Source organism: Rhizobium sp. NPDC090279 (assembly GCF_044769665.1).
Lineage (GTDB): Bacteria > Pseudomonadota > Alphaproteobacteria > Rhizobiales > Rhizobiaceae > Rhizobium.
In genome coordinates, this window is the sequence record NZ_JBIVYI010000003.1 from 267,960 (window position 1) to 291,501 (window position 23,542).

Consider the following 23,542-nt stretch of genomic DNA (forward strand, 5'->3'; position numbering starts at 1 on the left):
TTGGAGATCAGAGGCCGATGGCGGCTTTGACGGTATCGAGGCCGGGCTTGCCGTCGATAGTGGTGACGCCGGAAAGCCAGGGCGTCAAGGCGTCCGGATGTGCCTTCAGCCAGGCGGTCGCGGCGTCCTTGGCGCTGTCGCCGCCGAGGATCGAACCCATCAGCGAATTCTCCATGCCGATATCGAAGGCCAGGTTGTGGAAGAGCTTGGCGGCATTCGGACATTGGGCTGCCCAGCCGGCGCGCGCCAGCGTGTAGACTTCGGCCCCGCCGTAATTCGCGCCGAAATAGGCATCGCCGCCGGAGAGATAGGCGATCTTGAACCGTTCGTTCATCGGATGCGGCGCCCAGGCGAGGAAGACGATTGCCTGCTTGTCCTTTGCGGCGCGCTCCACCTGCGACAGCATCGCCTGTTCGCTGGATTCCACCAGTTCCCAGCCCTTGAGGCCGAAATCGTTGGCATCGATCATCTTCTGGATGTTGGCATTGGCCGGCGCACCGGGTTCGATACCGTAGATCTTGTGGTCGAAATCGCCGGCATGCTTCTGCAGATCTGAGAAGTTCTTGATGCCCTTATCTGCAACATAGGTTGGGACGGCGAGCGTGAATTTCGCGCCCTGGAGATTGCGGTTCAGCACCTCGATGGCCTTCGCCTTGTTGAGGTCGTCGACGAAGGCTTTCTGCGCCGGCATCCAGTTGCCGAGGAAGACATCGATCTCTTTCGTCTTCATCGCCTGATAGCCGATCGGCACGGACAGGGTCTTGATATCGGGCTCGTAGCCGAGAGCCGTCAGCAACACGCCGGTCACGCCGTTGGTCGAGGTAATATCGGTCCAGCCGGGGTCCGACATATGGATCGTCTTGCAGCTGTCGCCGTCGGCCCGGGCGATGCCGGCAAAGGAAAGGACGGAAAGAAGAGCGCCGGCGGCCAGCCGGCCCATTGCAGACATGCGCATGACGATGGTTCCCTCTTGTTATTGGATTAATTTATTGAACATCACTAGAGTTATCTCTGTGAAGCGGGCATTTTTCAATGGATGCCAAAAGGAAAATTTATGGCTGAACGTGTCGTCGATCTTGGCTGGCTGCGGATTTTTCTGGAGGTGGCGCGCGCCGGCAGCCTCTCCGCCGCCGCCCTATCGCTTGGCCTGACGCAACCGGCCGTCAGCTATCAGATCCGCCGCATCGAAGAGCAGATGGGTGTCTCCCTGTTCCGCCGTCAGCATCGCGGTGTCGAACTCTCGGCCGAAGGCCAGCGCCTGTTCGAGATCGTCGAAAGGGCGGTCGGCGGCGTCGACAATCTGGTGCGCAGCTTCCGCGTCGAGGCGGCGCGCCCATCCGTTCGCCTGCGGACCGACTACGCCTTTTCCGCTCTGTGGCTGATCCCGCGCATGCACACGTTCCGGGTTCTCCATCCGGAGGTAGATATCCAGATCGTCGCCACGCAGCGGCTGGATCGGGGCGCGCCGGAGAGCGGCGATATCGCCGTCTTCTTCGGCGCGCGCAGCGAATTCGGTCCGGCGGCCACGCTGCTTTTGCCGGAGAAGGTCGTGCCGATCTGCACCAGGGGCTTCGCGGAGCGCCATGGGCCATTCACCGATCCGTCGCAGCTCGCGGGCACCACGCTTGTCCATCTCGATTCGGAGATGCCATCGCCCTGGTTCGATTGGGAGAGTTATCTCGCGGCCTTCGGTGTTAACCGGGACGCCCATGCCGGTCGCGGCGACCTGCGCTTCAATACCTATTCGCTGGTTGTGCAGGCCGCGCTCAGCGAGCAGGGTGTGGCGATCGGCTGGATGGGCCTCGTCGATTCCCTGCTTACTGCCCGGACGCTGGTGACGGCCGGCCCCATGCTGGAGGCGCCGGAGCGTGGCTATTGGCTGCTGCCGCCGGCTGCTGCAAACGCGGAGGCGGAGCAGCTGGCGCAATGGCTGCTTATGGAAGCCGCAGCCGAGCGATCCTGATTTACTCTGCCGTGAGATCCGCGAGAAACGTCTCGCACCAATGCGATACGTCGTTTTCGAGGAGATAATCCATCATGCCGCGCCAGCGTTCCTGCCGCTCCTGCAATGGCATGTTGATGCCGCGTGCGAGCGCATTGGCGGTGCCGTCGACATCATAGGGATTGACCAGCAAGGCACCGTGCAGCTTGCGAGCAGCGCCGGCAAAGCGCGAGAGCACCAGCACGCCGGGGTTGTCCGGATCTTGCGCGGCGACATATTCCTTGGCAACGAGGTTCATGCCGTCGCGTAGCGGCGTCACCAGCCCGACTTTCGCAAGCCGGTAGAGACCGGCCAGTATAGGGCGGCTGATCGAGCGGTTGATATAGCGGATCGGCACCCAGTCGACCGTGCCGATCGCGCCGTTGACCCTTCCGGCCTGTTCTGCGACCGCGTGCTGCATCACCTCGTATTCCGGGACTTCCGAACGCGATTTCGGGGTGATCTGCAGATAGGTGACGCTGCGCTGGTGGGCCGGGTTGTTGGTGATGAAGCGTTCGAAGGCGTCGATACGCTGCGTGATGCCCTTCGAGTAATCGAGCCGGTCGACGCCGAGGATCAGGTCGCGGCCCTCGATGCTTTGGCGTACCTTCTGCACCATGCTGTGCGACGCGGCCTTGCGGGCGAAGGCGGCAAAGCCTTCCGTCTCGATGCCGATCGAATAGGCGCCGCCGCGAAAATCATGGCCATGCGCGCTGAAATGGCCCGGACTTTTCTCGATGCCCATGCCCTCGCGCTTCAGGCAGCCCGCGAAATTCTCAAGATCATGATCGGTCTGGAAGCCGAGCAGATCGTAGGAGGAGAGGCCGCGCATGATTTCCTCATGCACCGGCATGGCGAGCACGACATCCGCCGGCGGCCAGGGAATGTGCAGGAAGAAGCCGATGCGGTTCTTCAGCCCCATCTGCCTGAGCTCCGCCGCCAGCGGAATGAGGTGATAGTCATGCACCCAGATGATGTCGTCGGGCTCGATCAATGGGGCAAGGCGATGGGCAAAGAAGCGGTTGACGCGGAAATAGCCGGTCATTTCCTTGCGGGCATATTCGGCCAGATCGAGCCGGTAATGGCAGATCGGCCAGAGCACGCGGTTGGCAAAGCCCTGATAATATTCCTCGACATCGGTCTGGGTCAGATCGGTTAGGGCATAGGTGATATTGCCGTCCTGCGTCATCTGCAGCGGCTCGGGCTCGATGTCGCCGCTCGATTTGCCGGACCAGCCCATCCAGATGCCGCCGCGTTCGGCAAGGGCTGCCTGCAGCGCCACGGCAAGGCCGCCGGCGGCAGCGGCACCCTTGTGATCGGGCACGGAAACGCGGTTGGAAACGATGATCAGACGACTCAATGGTAACTTCCTTTCGAGAAGGCCAAAGCAATTCCAGGAAAAGTGCGCAGCAGCTTTCCGTTCGGAATTGCGGGAAAATAAGACGCTGGAGGCGCCGAACGGATCGACGGATTACCTGACGAGCGTTGCCAGCACGTCTCTTAAACGCGCGGGCGAGCCAATGGATGCACGCGCCAGCGTTTTTCCGCTGGCATCGCCAATGCGCACCGATTGGCCGCCGAGACGATTGGCGGCGGCAAACATCGTCTCGTCGGTCACGTCGTCGCCAATGGTGATCGGGCGGCGTCCCTCGAAGGGAGCCTCGGCCAGAAACGCCTCGACGGCATGTCCCTTGCTCGCATGAGCGGGGCAGATTTCGATCACCTTCTTGCCGCGCTGAAGGGCCCAGTCGGGACCGGCGTCCTCCAGATGGCGCTGCATGGCCTCGCCGATTTCGACCTCGCTTGCCGGCGCATGCCGGAAGTGAACTGCGACGGCAGCTCCTTTGTCTTCGACGATGGCGCCGGGCCAGGCCGTGGCCTCGTGCCGGATGACCTGTTTCATCTCCTGAAAGGCGGTCGGGATATGCGCGCGCCGCAACCGTCCGGCTGCATCGCGCCGTTCCGCGCCATGCAGGCCGCCAACGGGGAAGCGGAAAGGGGCAAAGAGCGGATCGACGAACTCGATCGAGCGACCGGTCACCAATGCCAGTGCGCCGCCGAGCTGGCGGGAGAGCGCATGGAGCGTGCCGGGCAGATAGTCGGGAACAACGATCGCTTCCGGCCTTTCGGCGAGATCGAGCAAGGTTCCGTCGATATCGAGGAACAGCGCCCAGTCCTGAGGATACAATGAGAGTGCGGTAAGGGCCGGCTCTTTGAACGACCTCGGCTTGGCGTCACCCTGTTCGGGCTGTTCCTGAGAAGACATGTTGCCTTAGCTAAGGCGCTCTTCCCGTTTGGCAAGGTAAAAAACAAAATCGCTGCCGGGGAGGATCGGGCCGATCGTCCGGATATTGGCGCTTGAAAACGCAAAAGGGGCCGCCTCAAGCGACCCCCCATGAGCTTTGGCCCGTAACTGGCCTGAAGCGGCTAGCGCTTCGGGAAGGTGTTGATCAGTGCGAGGGCTGCCTCGCGACGTTCACGACCATTTCCATGCCAGATACCAAGACCGAAATCCCACTAGACATTGGATCACCTTCCTTTCGTTACGTTTCAGACAAGACAAACGTAGCTCAAATTTGAGCCGATGCAAGGGGTTCGGCCTTATGAAGCTTCACACTTCTTGTCGCATTGAAATGCCTGGGCTCGGCGCATCTGCGGCAAAAGCCCTATGACAGCGGGCTTCACGAAGAAAATGTTGCGATGCCAAACGTGATCGGACGAAGCGTCAAATATCTGTCATCCTGCAAGCAACTGCATGGAAAATTAAGAGTTTATTACCCATTTCGCATAAACAATCGTCCAAGATTTGCCATTCTCCCGCGGGACAGGAAGACAGCAGGAATCGGAGTAAGAGACGCATGTGTCGCTGGGCAGCCTATCGTGGAGACCCCCTCTATCTGGAGGAGCTGGTGTCTTCGCCTGCCCACTCCCTGGTCGAACAATCCCATTGCGCCACGCGCGCCAAGACGGCGACCAACGGCGATGGTTTCGGTATTGCCTGGTATGGCGATCGGCCGGAGCCCGGCCGCTATCGCGATATCCTGCCGGCCTGGTCCGATTGCAATCTGAAGAGCCTGGCGCGGCAGATCCGTTCGCCGCTCTTCCTCGCCCATGTCCGCGCGGCCACCGGTGGCGGCACGCGACGCGACAATTGCCATCCTTTCGTCTTCGAGAACTGGTCGTTCCAGCATAACGGCCAGATTTCCAATTTCGACCGCCTGCGCCGGCCGATGGAAGCCATGCTCGACGACCGGCTGTTTCATGCCCGCAGCGGCACGACCGATTCTGAACTCTTGTTCCTGCTGGCGATGCAATTCGGCATGGCTGCAAATCCGATTGCCGCGATGGCCGAAACCATCGGCTTCGTCGAAGGGCTTTCGCTGCGTCTGACCGGCTCGGTGCTGGTACGCTTCACAGCAGCCTTTTCCGACGGCAAGTCGCTTTACGCCATACGCTATGCGACCGACCGCAAGGCGCCGACGCTCTATGCCTCGCCGGTCGGGTCAGGCAATTGCCTCGTTTCGGAGCCGCTGAACGACGATGTCGACGCTTGGCGCGAGATCCCGGACGGCAGCGCCGTCATGATCGACGATACCGGCGTCCATGTCACGGCCTTCCAGCCTGAAAAACGCGCGCCCGTCGAACGCCCGCCAATCGCTGCTATCCCTGCGTGAATTGTTTGGCGATCAGGGCCGCGAGCCGTGTCGCCACCTCATCCTTGTCGAGATCGGGCCACTGTTCGACGCCGTGGTGGCTGATGATCTTCACGCGGTTGTGCGTGCCGCCCATGATGCCGGTCGCCGGTGAGACGTCGTTGGCGACGATGATATCGGCGCCCTTGCGTTCGAGCTTCACCTTCGCATTGCTCTCGACGTCCTGCGTCTCGGCGGCAAAGCCGATGACCAGCTTCGGCCGCTGCGTGTGATGGCCGACTGTCTTCAGGATATCGGGATTTTCGGTGAGCGCCAGGGTCGGGAGAGATTCGCCCGGATGCTTCTTGATCTTCTGGTCGGAGGCGGAAGCGACCTTCCAGTCGGCGACGGCTGCGACCATGATGGCGACGTCGGCCGGAAGAGCAGCCAGGACGGCGTCGCGCATCTCGTCGGCGCGCTCGACATGGATGACCCGCACACCAGTCGGATCGGGAATGGTGACAGGGCCAGCGACGAGGGTGACGTCGGCGCCGAGTGCGGCAAGCGCTGCGGCGATGGCGTGGCCCTGGCGGCCTGATGACCGGTTGGCAATATAGCGTACGGGATCGATCGGTTCGTGCGTCGGCCCCGAGGTGATGATGACCTTCCTGCCGGCAAGCGGCTTTGCACCATCATCCAGCCGCCTCTCGACGGCGGCGACGATATCGAGCGGTTCCGCCATCCGGCCGGCACCGATCTCGCCGCTTTCAGCCATTTCCCCCGTCATCGGCCCGACGAAGGCGATGCCGTCGCCGTGCAGCATCTCGACGTTGCGCTTGGTCGCCGGATGCGCCCACATTTTCGGGTTCATGGCCGGTGCGGCAAGGACAGGCCGATCCGTGGCAAGCAGAATGGTCGAGGCCAGATCGTCCGCCAGCCCGTTTGCCATCTTGGCGAGCAGATCGGCGGTCGCCGGCGCGATCAGCACGAGATCGCAATCGCGCGCCAGCCTGATATGGCCGACATCCTGCTCGTCCTGACGTGAAAACAGATCGGTGAAGACGTGGTCGGCTGCCAGTGCCCCGACAGCGAGCGGCGTGATGAACTCCTGCGCGCCCGATGTCATGACCGGCCGCACGCTCGCGCCGCGCTCGCGCAGCCGGCGGATGAGATCGAGGCTTTTATAGGCCGCGATGCCGCCGGAGATGATGAGAAGGATGCGCTTTCCTGCGAGAACCATGCCTGAACCCGTCGTCTGTTCTTTTGCCGACAAGCCTAAGCCTTTGGTGTGTCATAGGCAATCGCGGCATTCTCTCATTACGGTTGCAAGCTGTCCTTTCCCGCCATTTCCGGCAGATGATCACGCCGGCCTCACATCCTTGTCATTTGCGAGCGCCTTCCGTCTCGACAACACTGAACACGTTAACGACCAAAGGAGCAACGCCTTGAAACTGATGAAAATCGCGATGATCGCCCTGCCAATCATGGCCGCCGCCATGCCGGCTTTTGCCGAGCGTGCCTATTCGCCGCAAGAGCTGAAGAACAAGGAGATCGTTCTGGATTTCTACCAGAAGGCGCTGAACGAAAAGGACTTCGACGCGGCCTCGAAATATCTCGGCAAGTACATCCAGCACAATCCGATGGCGGCCGATGGTCCCGAAGGCCTGCGCGGCTTCCTCGAATACCTGAAGAAGAACTATCCGCAGTCGAAGAGCGAGATCAAGCGTGTGATGGTCGACGGCGACTACGTGATCCTGCGCGTCCACGCCATTCGCCAGCCGGGCGATCGCGGCAGCGCCATCGTCGATATCTTCCGCGTCGAGGACAACAAGATCCAGGAACATTGGGACTCGGTGCAGCCGATCCCCGAGACGTCGAAGAACAACAATACGATGTTCTGAGTTGAAAGGCCGCAAGGGGAAGCAAGATCTGCGGCCCGCTCTTATCCATTCAAGGCATTCCAGCGACATGATCCCGCAAACAGGAACTGGTTGCGGGATCATGTCCGTATTCCGAAGTTGCCGGCGCGATAATTGCGCCGGCAAAACGCCCGCTCAGGTACGCGTGATCGACAGCCCGCCGTCGACGAGCGAAGCTGTGCCGCTGACGAAGCTTGCATCATCCGAGGCGAGATAGAGGACCGAGCGCGCAATCTCTTCGGGGCCGGCAACGCGCTTCAGCGCATGCAGATTGGTTATGAAGGCCTGCTTGTCGGCCGTGTCGTTCATCTCGCGATACATGTCGGTATCGACGGCGCCGGGCAGTATGGCATTGACGCGCACATTCTGCGGACCGAATTCGGCGGCAAGTGCCTGCGTCAGGCCGATCAGGCCGGACTTGCTGGCGGCATAGGCGGCAACGCCCGGGAAGCCGACGGTATAGCCGACAAAGGTCGACGTGAAGATCACCGAGCCACCGCCGTGCTTGACCATTTCGCCAATCTGGTGCTTGGCGGCCAGGAACGATGCGGTGAGGTTGATCGCCAGCGCATCGGCAAAGCCTGCCTCGGAAACCTCGGTGCTCGGACCGGCTTCGCCGAGCGTGCCGGCATTGTTGAAAGCGATATCAAGCTTGCCATAGCGTTCGACCGCAAGGGCGACCAGCGCCTTGTGATAGTCTTCCGAGCGTACATCGCCGGCCAGCACGGCTGCTTCACCGCCGGCAGCTTTGATCTCGGCGGCTAGGCTTTCCAGCTCTGCGGCGCGGCGGGCGCCGACGATAACCTTGGCGCCTTCGGCGGCAAAGAGCTTTGCCGTGGTGCGGCCGATGCCGGAGCTGGCGCCGGTGATTATTGCAACTTTTCCATTCAAGCGATTCATTGTTCCATCTCCTGTGTGAGGACGTGTCTTTCGGTTTGTCCGATACGTGGAAGATGGCCTTTCCTGATCGTTCGGATTAGTCTGCAAATAGTGGAATTCGAATTCGGAGTTTCCGAACGATGTTGAAGATCGATGGGATCGTGACATTCGTGACAGTAGCCGAGGCCGGCTCGATCAGCGAGGCGGCCCGACGCCTGCGCCTGTCGAAATCCGTCGTCAGCGAGCGTCTGTCGGAAATGGAGAAGGCGTTGGGGGCGACTTTGCTTCACCGCACCACCCGCAAGCTGACGTTGACGGAGGACGGGGCAGCCTTTCTGCAGCGCGCGACCCGCATCGCGCAGGAGGTGCGCGAGGCCGCCGCCGATCTCGCCGAGCGGCGCGGCACGTTGATGGGGCCGCTGCGCATCGCCGCGCCCGTTACCTTCGGCCGCCTGCATCTGGGGCCTGCTCTCTATCCGTTCTTGGTCGATCATCCCGAAATCGAGCTGACACTTGATCTCGACGACCGCCGGGTCGATGCGGCCTCTGATGGCTATGACGCGATCATCCGCCACGGCCTGATTGCGGACTCGCGCCTGATCGCATGGAAGCTTGCCCGCAGCCGCCGTCTTGTTGTGGCGTCGCCGGATTATCTGATACGTCACGGCAAGCCCTCCTCCCTGGCCGACCTCGAGAATCATCGTGGTATTTTCTACACGAATCGCGGCGTGGCGGATTGGCGTTTTCAGGGCCCCGAGGGCGCCGTCGTCATCAGGGGAACGCTGGCATTGGGCGTGAATAACGGCGATGTTCTTCATGATGCCGCGGTTGCCGGGCTCGGTATCGCCTTGTTGCCAGCCTTTATTGCTGGACCTTCGGTGAGGGAAGGGCGGCTTGTCGAGATCGATGTCGGATATCGGCCGGCGCCGGAATTCATCTTCATGGCCCATCCGGAAGGGCGCAATCCTTCGGCGAAGCTGCGCGCCATCGCCGATCATCTGAAAACGGCGTTCGGCGATCCACCCTATTGGGACGAGAGCGCCTGATCAGGCAATCAGGCTCATGAGATTGGCGACGACGGGCGAGCGCTGTGCCTTGAGGCTTGCAAGGCCGAGCCGCGCCACGACCGGCGGCCCGTCGATCGGCCGATAGGCGACGCCGTCGAGCTTGATCTGCGCGATCGACGCGGGAACGATGGAAACCCCGAGGTTGGCGGCGACGAGATTGACGATCGACGGTATCTGCGGTGCCTCCTGCGTCACCACGAGGTCAAAGCCCGCCTCGCGGCAGGCCGCGACGATATCGTCGTAAAGGCTGAGGCCGACCATCCGCGGAAAGAGGATGAAGGGTTCGCCGGCAAGCGCTGCGATCGGCACCTGATTCCCAGCCGCAAGGGGATGGCGGGCCGGCAGTGCTATCATCATCGGCTCGTCTGCAAAGCGCTTCAGGCGCACATCGCGCGTATCCTCCAGGCCGGGTCGGATGAAGGCGGCATCGATTTCGCCGCGCAGTAACCGCTCCATCAGGGCATTGGTGTTCATCTCGGTCAGCGACAGCAGCACTCCGGGCCAGTGATCGCGAAACTCTCGGATGGTTGCCGTGACGATGCTGTTGAAGGCGGAGGAAGCAGTGAAGCCGAGCGAGAGCCGGCCGATCTCGCCGCGATTGGCGCGCTGGGCCGCAAGCTTTGCTTTTTCCGCCGCATCCACGGCGGTCTTCGCCTCGGCCAGAAAGGCTTCGCCGGCCACTGTCAGTTCGGCGCCATGCGGCACGCGGTGAAACAGCTGTACCCCTATTTCATTTTCCAGATCCTTGATCTGCTGGCTGAGCGGCGGCTGGCCGATGCCGAGATTGGCGGCGGCGCGGGTAAAATTTCCCTCCGCCGCGAGTGCCAGAAAGTAGCGGATATGACGCAGCTCCAACGTTATCTCCAAAACCTATTGAAATCGCCTGTTCCATATATTGGACTAATGAAGCGATATTGAATAGATTTAGCGGCAAGAAAGATTGGATGCCCCATGTTCCGCCCCGCCAACAGGCAAAAGACGACTGCCTCCGAAGTCCCGTCGCGTCTGGAATTGACGCTGGTGAAAAAGGAGCCACCGGCTGAGTCTCGCCAATTCCTCACGCGCGGCACGCCCGCCTTCCGTCGTGCGACCATTGCGCTGTTCCTTTCCGGCTTCGCCACCTTCTCGCTGCTCTATTGCGTCCAGCCTTTGCTGCCGATCTTCTCACAGGATTTCGGGGTCACGCCCGCTGAAAGCTCGCTGTCGCTATCGCTTTCGACCGGCTTTCTGGCTTTCGCGATTTTCGGGGCCGCCGCCGTTTCCGAAAGCCTCGGGCGCCGCAGCCTGATGTTCATTTCGCTGCTCGGCGCGGCCATCTGTACGATCATCTGCGCGGTGTCTCCGAGCTGGCATATGCTGCTGGTCGTTCGGGCGCTCGAAGGCTTCCTCCTGGGTGGCGTGCCCGCCGTCGCCATGACCTATCTGGCCGAGGAGATCGAGCCGCGCGGTCTCGGCGGCGCCATGGGTCTCTATATTGCCGGCAACGCCTTTGGCGGTATGGCCGGCCGCGTAATGACGGGCACGATTGCCGAATTTTTCAGCTGGCGGCCGGCGCTGGCTGCGGTCGGCATCCTCGGCCTGATCGCCGCCACCGGCTTTCTCTATCTGTTGCCGCCGTCGCGCAATTTCACGCCGCGCAAAGGTTTCGATATCGCTTTCCATGTGAAGGCCTGGAGCGGCCATTTCGGCAACCCGGCACTGCCGATGTTGTTCGCCATCGGCTTCCTGGTCATGGGCTCCTTCGTCACCGTCTATAATTATGCAGGCTTCCGCCTCGTCGCCGCGCCTTACAATCTCAGCCAGACCGAGCTCGGCCTGATCTTCACCGCCTATCTCTTCGGCATCGTCGCCTCCTGGGCGGCAGGCCTGCTCGGCGATCGCATCGGTCATTTCATCGTGCTGCCGATCGGCGTGCTGATCGCAGCACTCGGTGCGGCCGTGACACTTTCCAGCTCGCTGTCGCTGATCATTCTCGGCATTGTTTTGGTAACCATTGGCTTCTTCATGGCCCATTCGGTTGCCAGTGCACTGGTGGGGCGGCTTGCCCACGGCCTCAAGGGGCACGCCTCGTCGCTCTATCTGCTCGCCTATTATCTCGGCTCCAGCATTGCCGGCTCGCTCGGCGGCTATTTCTGGCTTGCCGATGGCTGGAATGCGGTGGTTGCCTTCATCCTCATCATGTTGGCACTCTGTCTCGTCAGTGCCCTTGCCGTTGCCAGGCTGGCGCGCCGCTAAGGCCGGAGGGCCGTCATGATCCACATCGACCATCTCGATCATCTCGTGCTGACGGTCGCAAGCATCGACAAGAGCTGCGATTTTTATGCCCGTGTCCTCGGCATGGGCGTCGAAACCTTCGGGGAGGGCCGCAAGGCTCTGACCTTCGGCAATCAGAAGATCAATCTGCACTGCGCGGGACATGAGTTCGAGCCGAAGGCCGATCGGCCGACGCCGGGCTCGGCCGATCTCTGCTTCATCAGCGCCACGCCGCTCGATGACATCATCGCTCACTTGCAGGCCGAGGGCGTAGCGATCGAGGAAGGCCCCGTGCGCCGGACCGGCGCAACCGGTCCTATTCTCTCGGTCTATTTCCGAGATCCGGATCAGAATCTGATCGAAGTATCCAACATCATTTCCTGAGATTGCTCGCCGGCCGGCGCTTCTTGACAGAGCATGATTGCGACCTATATTAAACCTATAAGTTAATTAACTATATGGTTTAATGATCCGCATGGATACTTTGAGCATGACCCTCTCGGCTCTTGCCGATCCGACCCGCAGGGCAATCCTGGCGCGATTGGCGACTGGCGAGGCATCCGTCTCCGAACTGGCCGAACCTTTCGACATGTCGCTGGTCGCCGTCTCCAAGCATCTGAAGGTGTTGGAAAAGGCCGGCCTGATCTCGAAGGGGAGGGAGGCGCAATGGCGGCCCTGCCGGCTGGAGCCGAAGCCGCTCCGGCAGGTAGATGATTGGCTGGAGAGTTACAGACAGTTCTGGAACGACAATCTCGATCGCCTGGAAGCCTATGCGGCCCTATTGCAAAAGGGAGGAAAGAATGACCCCAGCAACTGAGGGCGGCAGCATGCGCCCGCCACGCGAGATCGTGCTGACACGCGACATTGCCGCGCCACGTGCCCTGCTGTTTCGTCTCTGGACGGAACCGGAGCATCTGATGCGCTGGTGGGGACCGCAGACCACGACCGCCTCATCCGTCTCGGTGGATTTGCGCGAAGGCGGAGCTTGGCGGCACTGCATCCTCACGGCAGAAGGCCGGGAATATTGGAGCCATGGCCGTTATCTCGAGATAGTACCCCCCGAGCGCCTCGTCTTCACCTTCGCCTGGGAAAACCACGAGGGCAAGCCCGAGCATACCATGCAGGTGACCGTGGAGTTTCAAGAGCTTGGCGAGAGGACGCGTCTCGTCTTCCGCAAGGTCGAACTGCCCGACGATACCGAATTGAGATTGCAGACCGGCGGCTGGGAGCAGGCTCTCGACAAATATGTCGCCTATGCGGAAGCCACCTCAAGGGAAGGATTGGAGTGATGAAGAAGACCTATCATGGCAGCTGCCATTGCGGCGCCGTCAGCTACGAAGCCGATCTCGACCTGCAGGGCGGGACCTTCAAGTGCAATTGCTCGATCTGCAAGAAGAAGCGCAACTGGCTGGCCGTCGCCACACCCGCCGATTTCCGTCTGACCTCGGGCGAAGGCAACATCAGCGAATATCAGTTCGGCCCGCGTATCCTGCACCATCTCTTCTGCAAGACCTGTGGCATCAGCTCCTTCAACCAAGGGGAAAATCCGGCACTCGGCGGCAAGTTCTATGCGATCAGCATCAGTTGCCTGGACGATGCCAGCGACGAGGAACTGGCCTCGCTGCCTGTAGGGTACTTCGACGGCCGCGATGACCATTTCGACAGGGCGCCGGAGGAAACGCGCTATCTTTAGCGCGAGGCTTAGCCCTTGGTAGCCAACCAGATGACGTGACGCGCGCCTGTCTTGCCATTGGCGCGCGTGTTGACCACCTCGGCCGCAAAACCGCTGTCGCGCAGTCGTTTCGTGAAGCGCTCATCGGGCCCGGAAGACCAGACGGCGAGGATGCCGCCAGCGCGCAGCGCGTTATGGGCGGCCTTCAGGCCCTGATAATCGTAGAGCCCGTCATTGGCTTCCGACGTAATGCCGTCAGGCCCGTTGTCGACATCGAGCAGGATAGCATCGTATGTCGCCTTGCGGGCACGGATGAGCGGACGCACATCGCCTTCATGGATGGCAACGCGCGCATCGTCGAGGCAGCCGTCGAAGATCGCTGCCATCGGCCCGCGTGCCCAGGTCACGACAGCCGGAACGAGCTCCGCGACCGTCACCTTGGCGTCGGCAGCGAGTTCGCCGAGTGCCGCGCGCAAGGTAAAGCCCATACCGAGGCCGCCGATCAGTATGTGCGGTGCTTTCCGGCCCTTGATCTTCTCACAGGAAAGCGTGGCAAGCGCGCGCTCCGAGCCGCTCAGGCGGCTATTCATCAGCTCGTTGGTGCCGAGCATGATGGAAAATTCCTGGCCGCGCTGCTTCAAGCGCAGCTCGCCGCCGCCAGGGATTTTCGCGGTATCAAGCAAGGTCCAGGGGATCACGGGCAACTCTCAAAACTTGTCAATAATTGCCCGGGACCATAGTCTTTCAATGTCGCCAAGAACAGACGCGCCTATCCCAGACGGATATAGGGCACATCCTTTTTCGCAACTTCGTCCAGCGCTTCTTCATAGCCGGCATCGGCGTATCGCATGACGCCGAGCGCCGTGTCGTTAGTGAGCGCATGGTCGAGCCGTTCGTCGGCCGCAGCCGTGCCATCGGCGACCACGGTGACGCCGCAGCTCGTCATGTAGCCGGCATAGCCGCCGCCGCCGGAATGGACGACGACGAGGTCGGCCATGGACGAGCAGAGCATCATCGCGTCGATCAGCGGCCAGTCGGCGATAGCGTCGGAACCGTCCTTCATGCCTTCTGTCATGATGTTCGGGTGCGCCATGGCGCCGGCATCGAGGTGGTCGCGCGAAAATGCGATCGGGCCCTTGAGTTCGCCGCTTGCGACAAGCTCGTTGACGCGGCGGGCAAGTTCGGTGCGTTCGCCATGGCCGAGCCAGGCGATACGCGCCGGCAGGCCCTCGAAGGGCACATGCTCGCGGGCGAGCCTGATCCAGTTGGTGACGATCTTGTTGTCCGGGAACATTTCCAAGAGCAGATCGTCGATGCGGGCGATATCGCTTTCCTCGCCCGAAAGCGCCATCCAGCGGAACGGACCGATGGCGCGGCAGAAGAGGGGCCGCAGATAGGCTTCGGTGAAGATCGGGATATCGAAGGCATTGGCGACGCCGCCTTCCTTCGCCTGGGTACGGATCAGGTTGCCGTTGTCGAAGACTTCGGAACCCTTCTTCTGGAAGTCCAGCATCGCCTTCACATGCTCGACGATCGATGCGCGGCTGGCTGCCATCAGCTGGCCCTGGCCGTCGTCGCGCAGGTCTTTCACCTGTGCGAGGCTCATGCCCTTCGGTACATAGCCATAGACGAGATCGTGGGCCGAGGTTTGGTCGGTGACGATATCGGGCACGATGCCGCGCCGTGCGATCTCCGGATAGATTTCGGCCGCATTGCCGACGAGGCCGACGGAAAGCGCCCGCTTTTCCTTGACCGCAGCGTCGATCATCGCCAGCGCTGAATCGAGATCCGGCGCGATTTCCTGCAGATAGCCGATTTCCTGGCGCTTCCTGGCGCGCTCGGCATCGATGTCGACGCAGAGGATGGCGGCACCAGCCATGCGGCCGGCGAGCGGCTGTGCGCCGCCCATGCCGCCGAGGCCGGCCGTCAGCACGAAACGGCCGAAAAGATCGCCGCCGAAGCGGCGCTCGGCGATGCGCATGAAGATTTCATAGGTGCCCTGGATCACGCCCTGGCTGCCGATATATTGCCAGGCGCCGGCCGTCAGGCCGCCCCAGCAGATCAGGCCCTTGCGCTGCAGTTCGTAGAACACCTCGGCCTTTGCCCATTGCCCGACGATGTTGCAATTCGCCATGATGACGAGCGGCGCCTTGTCATGCGTGCGGATGAGGCCGATCGGCTTGCCGGACTGGATGAGCAGGGTCTGGTTCTCATCCATTTCCGTCAGCGCCTTGACGATGCCCTTATGCGCCGCCCAGTTGCGGGCGGCTTTGCCGAGCGCGGCATAGACGATGAGATTGTCCGGGTCTTCGCCAACGGAGAGCACGTTTTCGAGCAGGCGCAGCAGGGCCTCCTGCCGCCAGCCCTTGGCACGCAGCTCCGGGCCGCCCGGAATGGGGAATTTCGGGTGACGTGGATTGGCTTTCGGCATGGATTTCCCTTCCCTGTTTTCTTTGTTGGTGGTGGTCTCCCTTCTCCCCTCGGGGAGAAGGTGGCCCTAAGGGCCGGATGAGGGGGAGGCGCGGCATATGCCGTCTTCGCTTTCGCTCAGACGTTCGCTCCTTCGTCGCTCACCCCCTCATCTGTCCTGCGGACATCTTCTCCCCGCTGGGGAGGAGAGGAATACTCGTTCATTTCGGCGGCAGGCCTTCGACGAAGTCCAGCGCGGCCAGAAGCAGCCGTTTGCGCAACATGTCGTTGCCATAGGCTTCCGGCCCGGCACGCAGCCATCCCTTCATTTCGCGGCCGCCCATCAACATGGTTTTGACGTCATGCTGCTTCAGCGCCCAGGCATCGTTACCTTTGCCAAGGCGGATCAGCATTCCATCGACACGGGCGCCGCACATCAGATGACCGTTGAGCAGAAAGGCCCAGCCGCCGAACATCGCCTTTTCGCTGAGCCCGGGGCGCTCCCCGAGTTCTTCTCTCAGCAATTCCTCGAGACCGGCGTCACGGGCCATTCAAGCCTCCTGCGTTCGTCAGCTCTTCTTGCCGGCCAGCGCGTATTTCGCGATCTCGATGCCCATGGCCTTCTCGACGGAGGGATAGACGGTGGGGTCGAGCACGCTGGCAGACAGCGGAATGATGTCCATCGGCACATGCAGGATGAAGACGTTCATGCCTTCGTGCAGCTGGCCGACGCTCAAGGGCTCGCCTTCCGGCGATAGCGTTGTTATGACGGAGGGGAAGGTTGCCAGCCGCTTGCCGCCGGTATCCTCGACGGCCATGTACTCGTTCATCACATGCATGACGACGGCCTTGTCGCCACTGCCGACCGTGACGGTGCCGATGTCGAAGGCTTCCTTCGTGTAAACGACGTCCTTCTTGGTGATCGTGCCTTCAGCCAGGATATGGCCGCCGGTGGTCTTGCAGATGGCGTCGATGACCGCGCTGCCGCCCTTCTTTTCCGCCTCGATGATCGCTTCGCCGAGCGAAAGCGCCATGGAAATGCCGCCGAGCGCCGCATGCGTGCGGACATAGGAAGCGCGCAAGGGGTTGCGGCAGGAGGCGATGAAGCCGCCGGACTGGTCGGATGCGGCGCGCAGGATCGGCGAGATCTTCGCCGTTGCGCCCTTCACGACCAGTTCGATATAGCGGTTTTCGGCGCGGTTGCCGCCGACGGCGGTCTGGATCATCTGCTCGGGCGAACCCGCCATGCCGATCGAGCCCATATCGCCGGTAGGATGGGCGCGGATGTCACCCACCGCGTCCACCACCTTGGTTCCGAGGATCGCCGATGGCAGCCAGCCGTTCAGCGTCGAGGACTTGCCGTTCTGGCCGATGATCAGGCCGGAAAGCTTCTCGCCAAGCTCGTCCTGCAGCAGCTGCGCAGCTTTCACGTAGTCGATGCCCTGCATTTCCCAGGGGGTCGTGGAGGCCGGCGCGCCGATGGCGGCGGCCGTGGCGATCCAGTCGTTGTCGTTCAATTCGTCGATCGACACCAGCTCCGGCTTGCCGACATTGACGGCCGCATAGCCGAGCATGCGGCCGTGATCGGCCCAACCGCCACCGCCAGCGGCATAAACGGAGCCACCCTTGACGGCCGCTTCCACATCCTTGGCAACGAGTACGCGTCCCATTGGCTACTCCCGGTTCTGTTTGAGGTTCTTGTCCATGTCGCGCACCGCTTCGAAGAGAACGGCGGCGCCCATGGCGATGTCGTCATTCTCGGCCCACTCCTCGGCGCAATGGCTGCGGCCTTCCTTGCAGGGCACGAAGATCATGGCGGCAGGGGCGACCTTGGCGATCCAGGCGGTGTCGTGGCCGGCACCGGAAGCCATGCGGCGATGCTTGGCGCCGACCGTCTCGCAGGCGCGCTCGAGCGTTTCGAGCAGCACCGGAGCGCCGGGGGTCGGCATGTTGTCGGAGACGCGCAGCGGAGGATTGATTGTCACGCCATAATCGGCGGCGATGGTCTTCACCTCGCCCTCGATCCAGGCGAGGAAGTCTTCCATGTCGCTGCGGATTTCGGCGCGGCCGTCGATCAAAAGCACGACCTTGGACGGCACGACATTGGCGGCATTCGGCTCGATGCGGAATTCGCCGACGGTTGCGGCGAAATGGCCCGGCGTCCTTGCCTGTTCGGCGGCGCGTTGGCGAATGTCGAGGACCAATTGCGAGGCTGCCACCAGCGCATCCGCCCGGCGATCCATCGGCGTCGTGCCGGCATGGTCGGCGCGGCCTTCCACGGTGATTTCGATACGGGTGATGCCGGCGATCGCGGTGACGATGCCGATATCCTTGTTCTCGGCTTCCAGCACCGGTCCCTGCTCGATATGCAGCTCCAGGAAGCCGGCGAGATCCGGTCGCTTCTGGGCGAGCAGCACCGAAGGGTCGCCGCCGACCTCGGCAATGCCCTGCGAAAGCGTGCGGTCGCCGCTCATGCGGCTAAGCCATGCCTCGGGGATCTGCCCGGTCATGCCGCGGCTGCCGATACAGGAGACGCCGAAGATGCTGACTTCCTCAGCCAGGAAATCGACGATCTCCAGATCATGGTCAAGCTCGATGCCGCGATCCTTCAAGGAGCGAGCGACTTCAAGTGCAGCAATCGTGCCTGCAATGCCGTCGAAGCGCCCGCCATCGGGAACGGTATCGGAGTGCGAACCGACAAGGATCGTACCGAGGCCCGGCTTTGCGCCTGCGCGCCGGCCGATGAGATTGCCGGCGGCATCCATGCGCGTCTCAAGTCCTGCCGCCTTCATCCGTGCGTCGATATAGGCGCGCCCTTCCAGGAAGAGCGGCGAAAAGGCGCGGCGCGTCCAGGGATGGCCCGGCTCGGTAATGCCGGCTAGCGCATCGATGTCTTCAGCGATACGGTCGGCGTTGACGGGAAGGTTGTGGCGCTTGGGGTCGGTCATCGGGCTGCATCTCCGGCAAGAACTTGACGAGGCAAGGGACGCACGAAGCTGCCGGAGCCGGGTTCGGCCAGCACCTTCTGTCCCTCGGTGATCTGCTTGCCTCTAAGGTAGGCGGCCGACACAGTCCAGGGCAGGCGGATGCCGTTATAGGGGCTCCAGCCGACGACGTTGTTGCCGCTCGCCGCCGCGTCGTAAACCATTTCGCGCGGTTCCAGCACGACGATATCGGCATCCTTGCCCGGCGTCAGCGCGCCCTTGATATGATCGAGACGGAAATGCTTAGCCGGATTCTCGGCCATCAGCTTCGCGGCCCAAGTGAGCGATACGCCGCGCTCCAGGGCACCCTTGACGAAGAGCGGCACCATGACCTCCAGTCCCGGCACGCCGGAAGCGTTTGCCAGCATGTCCGGATTGGTTTTGCGGTTTTCCGACCAGCTGACATGGTCGGTCGAGACGAGCCAGACATTGCCTTCCGCCACCTTGCGCCACAAGGTTTCCACTTCGGCGCGTGGGCGGATCGGCGGATTAATTTTCGCCTTGCCGCCGAGACGCCGCACATCGTTTTCCTCGTCGAGCGTCAGGTAATGGATGCAGCATTCGACCGTCGCTTCAAAGCCGTCGCGGCGATAGGCGCGGGCGATGTCGTAGCCGCGGCCGAGCGAGCAATGCACGACATGGGCCGGGCAGCCGGTGTCGGCGCCCGTCTCGAAGATCGTGTGCATGGCGAGCAGCTCGGTGATCGGCGGGCGGGAAAGGCCGTGGGCGCGATAGTCGGTGACGCCGCTTGCCTTGACCTGTTCCATGTAGGTGCGGACGGCTTCATCGTCTTCGTTGTGGACGCCGGCGGTCAGCCCCGTCGGCGCAATCGCCGCAAAGCAGGCGTCGAGCAGGGCAGGCGGGATGCGCGGGAAACGCTTGGGGTCGGTGCCGAAGGTGGAGAACTTGAAGGCGGCGACACCGGCCTCGACCATTTCCGCTATGCGCGCCGGGCCTTCTTCCGGGTCGATCGTGCCATAGAGGGCGAAGTCGACGCGCGCTTGCGGAGAAGCATGGTCTATCTTCTTCTTTAGGGATTCAGCCGAGCAGACGAGATTACCTTCGTCATAGGGCATGTCGACGATGGTGGTGACGCCGCCGGCCGCCGCCGAGCGCGTCGACCAGATGAAATCCTCCTGATCCTTCTGGGACAGGGAGTGAGTTTGCGCATCGATCGCGCCGGGCAGGATCAGCGCCTTGCCGAGCAGATGCCGTTCGCGTGCCGCCGGCGGGACACCGACACCGATCTCGGCGATCTTGCCGTCACGCACGGCGACGTAGCCGGCTTCCACGATACGTTCGGGCAAAACCACGGTGCCTTGCAGAACAAGATCGAAATCGGCCATGTACAGTCTCTCCGCTCGTCGGTTGGTTCAGATAGCAACAGTGTCGTGATAAAGCCGCTCTTCGACCCGCTCCAGCGAGCCGAGCGCGAAGAAGTCATCATAGGCCAGGATCGGCTTGTGGGCGATCATTTCCGAAACGAAGGCCTCGGACGCCAATTCCTCTTCGATCGCCTCGACTTCGGCTGACAGCGGCCGGTCGATCACATAGAAATCCGCATGCTTGCGCACGACGTCATAGAGCATGCGCGCGACACCTTCCGGCTTGTCGCCAAGAATATCCATCGCCTGGGCCGAAAGCAGGGCCTCAAGTGCGGCCAGGCGCTTCAGCGCCCGCATCTGCCGTTCGAAGCGCTCGATGACCAGCGGCAGGAAGGCGGCCTCATCCTCCATGCCAGCCGCGACGACCAGCGACTGCGCCGAGACCGGATTGGACATGGAGAGCACGCGCGAGAAAATCTCGCCGGCAAGCTTGATGATCGGGCCGAAGCCGGTGGCGATCCGGCCATCCGGCACGAGATTGACCGGCAGGCCACGCCGCTGTCCATTGCCGAGCAGGACGCAGCGGTTGAAAGCATTGCGGGCGGCATGCGCCATGCAGATCAGCGCACCTTCAAGTAGAATGGTGACATCCAGCGGCAGCGAGCCGCCCGATGTCATGACGCGTCCGTCGACGATGACCGGATTGTCGTCCGAGCGGCCGGTGGCGGCGAGAATCTTGTGGCCGGCAGTCAAAAGGTTTTCGATGACGGCGCCGAAAACCTGGGCGATCATCCGCAGGCTCAGCGGGTCCTGCACATGGGTTGCGACGGGCCAGGGCCATTCGTCCGAGGCGTTGCACAGCCACGCCCCGATCAAGGCTTCGCGGGCGGTGCCGACATGGCGCACGGCAATCCAGGGATCGCGCGAGGCGCCGAGCGCGCCGGCGGCCATCATGCCGGTGGCAAGCAGCACGCGGATCGAGGAAGCGGCGTTGCGGGTGGTTTCCGCAGCGGCGGCGAAGCTGACGGCATTGACGCTGAGCGAGGCCAGGCTGTCGCGCGGCAGCATCCTGACAGGAGCGATGCCGGCAGCATCGAAGGCATCGGCAGCCTGCATGCGGCGGCCGCGATAGACAGCTTCGCCGACGCCAGTCAGAACGGCGCCGATCTGTCCCATCAGGCCGATATCGGCGCAGCCGATCGAGCCGGTGCGCCTGACGACGGGAATGACATCGGCGCCAAGCAGTTCCAGATAGGCATGGATCAGCTCCTGCGAGCATCCGACCTTGCCGGTCAAAGCTGTATTGACCCGGATCGCCATGGCATTGCGGACGACGGACATGGAGAAGGGCGCGCCTGTGCCGAAATGGTGGGCGCGCACGAGGCCGAGATTGAAGGCGTCGAGATCTTCCGGAGACCACTCGACATCCTTCATGGCGCCGACGCCCGTCGTGGAGCCGTAGACGGGCTGACCGGATTCGATTGTGTTTTCAAGAACGCTTCGCGCCAGACGCACGCGCGCCATGCCACTTTCCGATGCCGAGGGCAGGGCGGCGCCCGCTCCGATCCGCACCAGGTCGCTGAACCCAAGGGGCTGCCCGGTGAGTTCGATGCCGGCTCTCTGACGCTCCATGTCTCTTGTTCTCCTTTTTCGCAAGGCTATGCGAGCCTTATCGCCAATGGGATATCCCAAATGGCGAACACCTCGATAGGTGGCATATGCTGAATTTTGAGGCGAGTCCGGCCGTCGCGCAACTCCATGTTTGCACGGGGACATGACCTAGGGGAGGCGAAACCTTGGAGGAGCTTTGCGGCCTAGCTCAGATGCCAGGCGATATAGAGCAGCGTCAGCGCGATCACCCACAGCGCAAAGCGGCCGGAACGGCTGTGCTTGGCCTCGGACTTGCCGATCGCTTCCGCCGTCTGCGGGTCGAAACGCAGGCCGTTTTCGCTCATATGCAGGAGTTCGTGGTGGAATTTCTCGGTCTTGGCGGCGATTTCGGGTGCCGCTTCTGCAAGCTTCACAGCCGCCTTCAAACCATCCCGCAGATCGGTCATGATCCGCTTCGGGCCGAGATTGTTGCGAATCCAGTCGCCGACGACCGGTTCCGAAGCCTTCCACATGTTGAAGCGCGGATTGAGCATGCGCGACACGCCTTCGACCACGACCATGGTCTTCTGCAGCATGACCAGCTCAGGCCGCGTCTCCATGTCGAAGAGCTCGGTCACTTCGAAGAGTAGGGTCAAAAGCTTGCCCATCGAGATCGTTTCGGCCGGCTGGCCGTGGATCGGCTCGCCGATCGCGCGGATCGCCTGGGCGAAACTCTCCGTATTGTGGTGGGCGGGAACATAACCGGCCTCGAAATGCACCTCGGCGACACGAAGATAGTCGCGCGTGATGAAGCCGTAGAGGATTTCGGCGAGGAAGCGGCGTTCCTTTCGGCCGAGGCGACCGACGATGCCCATGTCGACGGCGACGATCATGCCAGCGGCATCAACGAAGAGATTGCCGGGATGCATGTCGGCATGGAAGAAGCCGTCGCGCAGAGTATGGCGAAGGAAGGACTGGATGAGCGTATCGGCGAGTACGTTGAGATCGTGTCCGGCAGCCTTCAGGCCATCGACATCGGACATCTTCACGCCGTCGATCCACTCCATGGTGATGACGTCGCGGCCGGTACGTTCCCAATCGACCTTCGGAACGCGGAAACCCGGGTCCCTTTCGGTGTTTTCGGCGATCTCGGAGAGCGCGGCTGCCTCCAGCCGCAGATCCATCTCGACTTTCGTGGTCTGCTCGAGCGTCTTGGTCACTTCCACCGGCCGAAGGCGGCGGCTGGAGGGCATGAAGCGCTCCTGTAGCCGAGAGACGAGATACATCGCCCTGATATCGTTGGAAAAACGCTGGCGTACCCCCGGCCGGATCACCTTGACGGCGACGCGCTTACGGCCTTCCGCCGTCTCGACTTCGGCCGGATGCACCTGCGCTATGGAAGCAGCCGCGATCGGTGCGCCGAAGCTGGTGTAGAGATCGTCGATCCGCCGGCCGAGCGAGGCCTCGATGGCGGCCGTTGCCGTTTCATGCGGAAAGAAGGCCATCCGGTCCTGGAGCTTCGACAGGTCGTTGGCCATGTCGACGCCGACGACATCCGGACGCGTTGCCAGGAACTGGCCGATCTTCACATAGGACGGCCCGAGCCGCTCGACTGCCTGGGCGAGCCGGTCGCTGCGGGCCTGGCTCTTCGCCTTCCTGCGGGCGAAGATGCTGACGAAGGATTTGGCGAGGCTGACGGAGGGCGGCAGCCCTTCCGATGGCAGTGCCATGACCACGCCTTCGCGCACGAGCACCCAGCCGACCCGGACAAGGCCGAAATATGCGCTGAAAGCACTCATAGAGCAATTCCAGGAAAAGTGCGCAGCGGTTT

23 protein-coding genes are annotated in these 23,542 nt (G+C 62.3%); 9 read left to right on the plus strand and 14 right to left on the minus strand.

Features of this window, described 5'->3' with window-relative positions:
- Nucleotides 1–7: 7 nt before the first annotated feature.
- Nucleotides 8–955: a choline ABC transporter substrate-binding protein gene (locus tag ACIQWP_RS09290; RefSeq protein WP_402785292.1), complete on the minus strand. Its 948-nt coding sequence runs from the start codon at nt 953–955 to the stop codon at nt 8–10.
- A 99-nt stretch (nt 956–1,054) separates the two neighbouring features.
- Between ACIQWP_RS09290 and ACIQWP_RS09295 the strand changes: the two genes are divergently transcribed.
- Nucleotides 1,055–1,963, plus strand: a complete 909-nt coding sequence (locus tag ACIQWP_RS09295; protein ID WP_402785294.1) for a choline sulfate utilization transcriptional regulator — start codon at nt 1,055–1,057, stop codon at nt 1,961–1,963.
- 1 nt (nt 1,964) lies between these two features.
- Here the strand turns inward: ACIQWP_RS09295 and otsA are convergent, their stop codons facing one another.
- Nucleotides 1,965–3,341, minus strand: a complete 1,377-nt coding sequence (gene otsA / locus ACIQWP_RS09300) for an alpha,alpha-trehalose-phosphate synthase (UDP-forming) (RefSeq protein WP_402785296.1) — start codon at nt 3,339–3,341, stop codon at nt 1,965–1,967.
- A gap of 111 nt (nt 3,342–3,452) precedes the next feature.
- On the minus strand, nt 3,453–4,247 hold the full coding sequence (gene otsB / locus ACIQWP_RS09305; protein WP_402785298.1) for a trehalose-phosphatase: 795 nt from the start codon (nt 4,245–4,247) through the stop codon (nt 3,453–3,455).
- Between the two features lie 592 nt (nt 4,248–4,839).
- Here otsB and ACIQWP_RS09310 point away from each other — a divergent pair.
- Entirely contained in the window at nt 4,840–5,655 is an 816-nt protein-coding gene (locus tag ACIQWP_RS09310; protein WP_402785300.1) for a class II glutamine amidotransferase, read from the plus strand.
- On the opposite strand, the gene coaBC is transcribed toward ACIQWP_RS09310, so the two are convergent.
- On the minus strand, nt 5,642–6,853 hold the full coding sequence (gene coaBC / locus ACIQWP_RS09315; RefSeq protein ID WP_402785303.1) for a bifunctional phosphopantothenoylcysteine decarboxylase/phosphopantothenate--cysteine ligase CoaBC: 1,212 nt from the start codon (nt 6,851–6,853) through the stop codon (nt 5,642–5,644). The genes ACIQWP_RS09310 and coaBC overlap by 14 nt on opposite strands.
- 214 nt (nt 6,854–7,067) lie before the next feature.
- On the opposite strand from coaBC, the gene ACIQWP_RS09320 reads away from it, so the two are divergent.
- On the plus strand, nt 7,068–7,514 hold the full coding sequence (locus ACIQWP_RS09320) for an ester cyclase (RefSeq protein WP_183079377.1): 447 nt from the start codon (nt 7,068–7,070) through the stop codon (nt 7,512–7,514).
- 153 nt (nt 7,515–7,667) lie between these two features.
- Here ACIQWP_RS09320 and ACIQWP_RS09325 read toward each other — a convergent pair whose 3' ends face one another.
- On the minus strand, nt 7,668–8,432 hold the full coding sequence (locus tag ACIQWP_RS09325) for an SDR family oxidoreductase (RefSeq protein WP_402785306.1): 765 nt from the start codon (nt 8,430–8,432) through the stop codon (nt 7,668–7,670).
- A 119-nt stretch (nt 8,433–8,551) separates the two neighbouring features.
- On the opposite strand from ACIQWP_RS09325, the gene ACIQWP_RS09330 reads away from it, so the two are divergent.
- Nucleotides 8,552–9,457 (plus strand): LysR family transcriptional regulator, encoded by a 906-nt coding sequence (locus ACIQWP_RS09330; protein WP_402785309.1) that lies wholly within the window; start codon nt 8,552–8,554, stop codon nt 9,455–9,457.
- Here ACIQWP_RS09330 and ACIQWP_RS09335 read toward each other — a convergent pair whose 3' ends face one another.
- A complete protein-coding gene (locus tag ACIQWP_RS09335; protein WP_402785312.1) occupies nt 9,458–10,333 on the minus strand; it encodes a LysR family transcriptional regulator in 876 nt (291 codons plus the stop codon).
- A 96-nt stretch (nt 10,334–10,429) separates the two neighbouring features.
- On the opposite strand from ACIQWP_RS09335, the gene ACIQWP_RS09340 reads away from it, so the two are divergent.
- From ACIQWP_RS09340 to ACIQWP_RS09360, 5 genes are all read left to right on the plus strand, one after another.
- Nucleotides 10,430–11,713 carry an MFS transporter gene (locus ACIQWP_RS09340; protein WP_402785315.1) on the plus strand — a complete coding sequence of 428 codons (1,284 nt, stop codon included), beginning with the start codon at nt 10,430–10,432 and terminating at the stop codon, nt 11,711–11,713.
- A 15-nt stretch (nt 11,714–11,728) separates the two neighbouring features.
- Nucleotides 11,729–12,115 carry a VOC family protein gene (locus ACIQWP_RS09345; RefSeq protein WP_402785318.1) on the plus strand — a complete coding sequence of 129 codons (387 nt, stop codon included), beginning with the start codon at nt 11,729–11,731 and terminating at the stop codon, nt 12,113–12,115.
- A 91-nt stretch (nt 12,116–12,206) separates the two neighbouring features.
- Entirely contained in the window at nt 12,207–12,548 is a 342-nt protein-coding gene (locus ACIQWP_RS09350) for an ArsR/SmtB family transcription factor (protein ID WP_402785321.1), read from the plus strand.
- Nucleotides 12,532–13,020 carry an SRPBCC domain-containing protein gene (locus tag ACIQWP_RS09355; protein ID WP_402785324.1) on the plus strand — a complete coding sequence of 163 codons (489 nt, stop codon included), beginning with the start codon at nt 12,532–12,534 and terminating at the stop codon, nt 13,018–13,020. The genes ACIQWP_RS09350 and ACIQWP_RS09355 overlap by 17 nt, the downstream gene beginning before the upstream one ends.
- Nucleotides 13,020–13,424 (plus strand): GFA family protein, encoded by a 405-nt coding sequence (locus tag ACIQWP_RS09360; protein ID WP_402785327.1) that lies wholly within the window; start codon nt 13,020–13,022, stop codon nt 13,422–13,424. The genes ACIQWP_RS09355 and ACIQWP_RS09360 overlap by 1 nt, the downstream gene beginning before the upstream one ends.
- Nucleotides 13,425–13,432: 8 nt before the next feature.
- On the opposite strand, the gene ACIQWP_RS09365 is transcribed toward ACIQWP_RS09360, so the two are convergent.
- The 8 genes from ACIQWP_RS09365 to ubiB form a co-directional block, all read right to left on the minus strand.
- Nucleotides 13,433–14,101, minus strand: coding sequence for a spermidine synthase (locus tag ACIQWP_RS09365; protein ID WP_402785330.1), 669 nt, complete (start codon nt 14,099–14,101; stop codon nt 13,433–13,435).
- 71 nt (nt 14,102–14,172) lie between these two features.
- Complete coding sequence (locus tag ACIQWP_RS09370; RefSeq protein WP_402785333.1) at nt 14,173–15,834, minus strand: urocanate hydratase; 1,662 nt, start codon at nt 15,832–15,834, stop codon at nt 14,173–14,175.
- 199 nt (nt 15,835–16,033) lie between these two features.
- Nucleotides 16,034–16,363 (minus strand): TfoX/Sxy family protein, encoded by a 330-nt coding sequence (locus ACIQWP_RS09375; RefSeq protein ID WP_402785336.1) that lies wholly within the window; start codon nt 16,361–16,363, stop codon nt 16,034–16,036.
- An 18-nt stretch (nt 16,364–16,381) separates the two neighbouring features.
- The gene (locus ACIQWP_RS09380) at nt 16,382–17,482 is read right to left on the minus strand and encodes a DUF917 domain-containing protein (protein WP_402785339.1); all 1,101 of its coding nucleotides are present in this window, start codon (nt 17,480–17,482) and stop codon (nt 16,382–16,384) included.
- A 3-nt stretch (nt 17,483–17,485) separates the two neighbouring features.
- A complete protein-coding gene (locus tag ACIQWP_RS09385; RefSeq protein WP_402785342.1) occupies nt 17,486–18,760 on the minus strand; it encodes a Zn-dependent hydrolase in 1,275 nt (424 codons plus the stop codon).
- Nucleotides 18,757–20,142 (minus strand): dihydroorotase family protein, encoded by a 1,386-nt coding sequence (locus ACIQWP_RS09390; RefSeq protein ID WP_402785345.1) that lies wholly within the window; start codon nt 20,140–20,142, stop codon nt 18,757–18,759. The genes ACIQWP_RS09385 and ACIQWP_RS09390 overlap by 4 nt, the downstream gene beginning before the upstream one ends.
- A 27-nt stretch (nt 20,143–20,169) precedes the next feature.
- A complete protein-coding gene (locus ACIQWP_RS09395) occupies nt 20,170–21,753 on the minus strand; it encodes an aromatic amino acid lyase (protein ID WP_402785348.1) in 1,584 nt (527 codons plus the stop codon).
- Nucleotides 21,754–21,935: 182 nt separating this feature from the next.
- Nucleotides 21,936–23,510, minus strand: coding sequence for a 2-polyprenylphenol 6-hydroxylase (gene ubiB / locus ACIQWP_RS09400; RefSeq protein WP_402785351.1), 1,575 nt, complete (start codon nt 23,508–23,510; stop codon nt 21,936–21,938).
- Nucleotides 23,511–23,542: the final 32 nt, after the last annotated feature.